We start from the raw sequence: 3,686 nt of genomic DNA on the forward strand, positions 1-3,686 counted from the left end.
GTGGGTCATGACGTGGATCACCTTGGCTTTTTGCAGCGCGCCGAGGCGGATCGCGGGGCGGCTGTAATCGGAGAAGACCATGAAGGTACCGCCGTAGGGGATCACCCCGCCGTGCTGCGCCATGCCGGTCATCGCTGCGGCCATGCCGAATTCGCGGATGCCATAATGAATGTAACGGCCGCCATAATTGCCAGCGTCAAGCACCGCGATATTCTTGGTCAGCGTATTGTTCGACGGTGTCAGATCGGCCGATCCGCCAATGGTTTGGGGAAACGCCGCGTTGATCGCATCGAGCGCAAGTTCGGACGCCTTGCGCGTGGCCACCGCCTGCGGCTTGGCGATCAGGCCTTCGATATGCGCTTTCAGCCACGCATCGTCGCACTTGCCCTCGATCCGCGCGAGATAGTCCTTGCCCTTGGGATTGGCGTCGAGGCGGCGATGCCATTCGGCGCGGGCAGTCTTGCCGCGATCGCCGAAGCTCTTCCAGCCCTTGGCGATATCATCAGGGATGACGAACGGGGCGTCGGTCCAGCCCAATTCCGTGCGCGCGGCGGCGACTTCGTCCGGCCCGAGCGCGGCGCCGTGAGTAGCGGACGTGCCCTGCTTGTTGGGCGCGCCATAGCCAATGATCGACTTGCAGCGGATGAGCGACGGGCGATTGTCGGCCAGCGACCGGTCGATCGCCTGGCTGACCTTGTGCGAGTCCATCGCGTCGGTCTCGATCGTGTGCCAGCCCATGGCGTCGTAACGGGCCATCACATCCTCGTTGCGGCTTAGGTCGGTCGGGCCGTCGATGGTGATCCGGTTATCATCCCACAGCACAATCAGCCGAGCGAGCTTCAAATGGCCGGCAAGCCCGGCGGCCTCATGGTTGAGCCCTTCCATCAGGCAGCCGTCGCCCGCGATGACGAAGGTGCGGTGATCGACCAGGTCGTCGCCATAGAGTGCGTTGAGGTGGCGCTCGGCGATCGCCATGCCGACCGCCGCCGCAAGCCCCTGTCCGAGCGGCCCGGTGGTGGTCTCGATCCCCGGCATTTCGAAGCTTTCGGGGTGGCCTGCGCAGGGGCTCCCCAATTGGCGGAAATTCTCAATGTCCTCGATCGTCGGCTTGGCGTAGCCAGTGAGGTGGAGCAACGCATAAAGCAGCATCGAGCCATGACCCGCCGACAGCACGAACCGATCGCGGTCGGGCCAGTACGGATCGGACGCATCGAACTTCAGATGCCGGGTGAACAAGGCGGTAGCGGCATCGGCCATGCCCATCGGCATTCCGGGGTGGCCGCTATTGGCCTTTTCGACGGCATCCATGGCGAGCGCCCGAATGGCGTTGGCGAGGCGGCGCTGGGTCGGCTGCATGTCTGCTCCATCTGGATCAGTCGACCGTCAGACGTTGGTCGGTCGCTGGCACGGTGCCTATTGTCGGTGAGGCGTTTGGCGTCAACCTTAAGACCCGCTTGCCCGTCCGATTCATTCGGCCTAGCGAGGGGATTATGAGTAACCAGGTGCTGATCGACGCCATCGTCCGTGCCGAGCGCGCAATGTCTCGGCTTGAGCAAACAGTCTCGACCGTCAAGGGCAGCCGGGGACGCGAAGAGAAGCTTCGCGCCACGGTCCGCGATGTCGTGGCCGAGCTTGATTCAATCTTTGCCAGCGGGGGGCGCTGATGGCCGAAGTGAATTTGACCATCGCCGGGCGCAGTTATCAAGTCGGGTGCCGCGCGGGCGAGGAAGAAAATCTCGTGGCCGCCGCGCGGATGGTCGATGCCAAGAGCCGCGAGGCCCTGTCCGGGCTCGGCACCTTGTCCGAATCGCGGCAATTATTGTTCGCCTCCCTGCTTCTGGCCGACCAGTTGCTCGAAAAACCTGGTGCGGCTGCGGCGATGGTCGATCCCGAGCTTGCGCCCCGGATCGAGGCGCTGGCGGAGCGGATCGAGGCGCTCGCCAAGACGCTCGAGGATGCCAGCGTTTCGGCCTAACGCGCTGCGCAATACCAGCAATTGAGCGCAAACCGATAATCATCGAAGCGGCCGCTCGGGCAGCTTACCCGGGTTACTTCGTGGCGGACCGTCGACGGAAAAGCGACCAGGCAATTGTCGGTTGGCGCGAGGTCAAGGTGGTTGGCGGTGTCCTGCCCGTCACCCTGCGGATCGGCGCCGAAGCGGTAGAGTCGCAGGTTCCCGCCCGAAAATTGGCGAGGTGTCGCGTAAAAATAATAGACCGCGCTGACGACCCGATCATGGCCGGGTTCATCGCTTAGCGTCGTTCGGTTGGCGCCGATCGGGATATCGGTATGCGGCCCGAAGAAGGCGCCGTCGCCATGCGCCGCAAGTTCCAGTTCGAGCGAGTCCGCGGTGAAGCCGAGGCCGAACTCACCAGCGAGATCGGCCAGCGCCGCGCCCAATCGATCGCGGAGCATCGGCTCGAGCGGGCCAATCGTACGGGTCGTCTGCGCAATCCGTTTGGCGGGATCGACCCGGTTGGCGCTGTCGACCTGTCCCTTGTTGACGAGGGCGGGCGAAAATGTGTCACGATTGGCGAGCACATGGTCGAGCAAGGCGCGATGAGCATCATCCGCCAGGAACTGCTGCCGCTGCGCGACGGGCGGAAGAGGGCCGAGGGTCGGGGTCATAAGCATTTTTTGACGTGGCGTGGCCGGTTCTGCAAGGTGCCGATCGGCTGAGCCGACCTGTGGAGTGAATGATTGCGCCTTCGAACCAGCATCTTTCGCCGCAGCCAACGCCTGGTGCGGGCCCTGCCCGGCGCGATCCGGGCAGCGTACTCGCTGGCTTGGCTGCGGCTGCTCGACCACCGCGACCTCGATGATCTGACCATGCTGTCTTACGCCAATAGCTCAGGCAGCGGCTTTGCCAGCGAGGCGCACAACATTGCCGGGTTGCACGCGTGGGAAGAGGCCACTTTTCGCGAGATGTTACTAGGTTGCCTGCAGGTACTGGTCGCCGGTGCCGGCGGCGGGCGGGAAATGATCACCTTGGCCAGGATGGGGCATAAGGTGACCGGATTCGACGCGTCGGACGATCTGGCCGAGGCGTGCCGCGCGAATTTGACGACCGCCGGCGTGACCGCGACCATGATCAACGCCGGCCCCGGCGCCGTTCCAGACGGGCAAGGCCGCTTCGACGCTTTGGTGATCGGCCGTGGCGTCTATCATCATATTCCGGGCCGGGCGAAGCGGATCGCCTTCCTGCGCGCCTGCGCGACTTTGCTGATCGACCGAGCGCCGCTGATCATGGGCGATGTGCTGACGCGCCAGGAGCACAAGCGGACTCAACTGCTTACGCGTTTGATCGCCAGGGAGCCGGGGGATTCGGTCAGCGACAGTTTCTACCATTTCTTCACCGTCCAAGAATTGGCCGAGGAAATCGCCGAAGCGGGCTTCGCGGACGTGGATTGCCGGGTCACGCCAGTGCCGGGCCGCCGCCGTCTGGCCCATGTCGTTGCGCGAAAGTTGGTGCAATGAGCGAAGTCGACTATTTCGAGCAGGTGTTCGACCCGCGTTTCTGCGCCTTCCTGCTGGCCAACGCCCGCAGCGAATTGGCCAGCGGACATGCCTTCACCCGATCCAACCTCGATTGGGATGCCGGGATTCGCAAGGCCAGCGAGTGCGATACGTAAGGGAGTTGCCATAAATGCCTGTATGGAGGTTGCGATTGCGTGTGCCGCTTAGGC

General features: G+C 63.8%; 6 protein-coding genes. 4 read left to right on the forward strand and 2 right to left on the reverse strand.

Annotation, left to right across the window (positions count from 1 at the left end; translation table 11 throughout):
* A partial coding sequence (locus RMN73_RS03090) for a transketolase (protein ID WP_309601854.1) occupies nt 1-1,356 on the reverse strand: 1,356 nt, incomplete at its 3' end.
* 134 nt (nt 1,357-1,490) lie between these two features.
* Here RMN73_RS03090 and RMN73_RS03095 point away from each other — a divergent pair.
* Both RMN73_RS03095 and RMN73_RS03100 read left to right on the forward strand, forming a co-directional pair.
* Complete coding sequence (locus RMN73_RS03095; RefSeq protein ID WP_309601855.1) at nt 1,491-1,664, forward strand: hypothetical protein; 174 nt, start codon at nt 1,491-1,493, stop codon at nt 1,662-1,664.
* Nucleotides 1,664-1,975 carry a cell division protein ZapA gene (locus tag RMN73_RS03100; RefSeq protein ID WP_309601856.1) on the forward strand — a complete coding sequence of 104 codons (312 nt, stop codon included), beginning with the start codon at nt 1,664-1,666 and terminating at the stop codon, nt 1,973-1,975. The genes RMN73_RS03095 and RMN73_RS03100 overlap by 1 nt, the downstream gene beginning before the upstream one ends.
* On the opposite strand, the gene RMN73_RS03105 is transcribed toward RMN73_RS03100, so the two are convergent.
* Nucleotides 1,972-2,628, reverse strand: coding sequence for a 2OG-Fe(II) oxygenase (locus tag RMN73_RS03105; protein WP_309601857.1), 657 nt, complete (start codon nt 2,626-2,628; stop codon nt 1,972-1,974). The genes RMN73_RS03100 and RMN73_RS03105 overlap by 4 nt on opposite strands.
* Nucleotides 2,629-2,742: 114 nt before the next feature.
* Here RMN73_RS03105 and RMN73_RS03110 point away from each other — a divergent pair, with 114 nt between their 5' ends.
* Nucleotides 2,743-3,477: a class I SAM-dependent methyltransferase gene (locus RMN73_RS03110; protein WP_309601858.1), complete on the forward strand. Its 735-nt coding sequence runs from the start codon at nt 2,743-2,745 to the stop codon at nt 3,475-3,477.
* Complete coding sequence (locus RMN73_RS03115) at nt 3,474-3,632, forward strand: hypothetical protein (RefSeq protein ID WP_309601859.1); 159 nt, start codon at nt 3,474-3,476, stop codon at nt 3,630-3,632. The genes RMN73_RS03110 and RMN73_RS03115 overlap by 4 nt, the downstream gene beginning before the upstream one ends.
* Nucleotides 3,633-3,686 lie beyond the last annotated feature (54 nt).

It is taken from the genome of Sphingomonas sp., from assembly GCF_031372575.1.
Taxonomy (GTDB): Bacteria; Pseudomonadota; Alphaproteobacteria; order Sphingomonadales; family Sphingomonadaceae; genus Sphingomicrobium.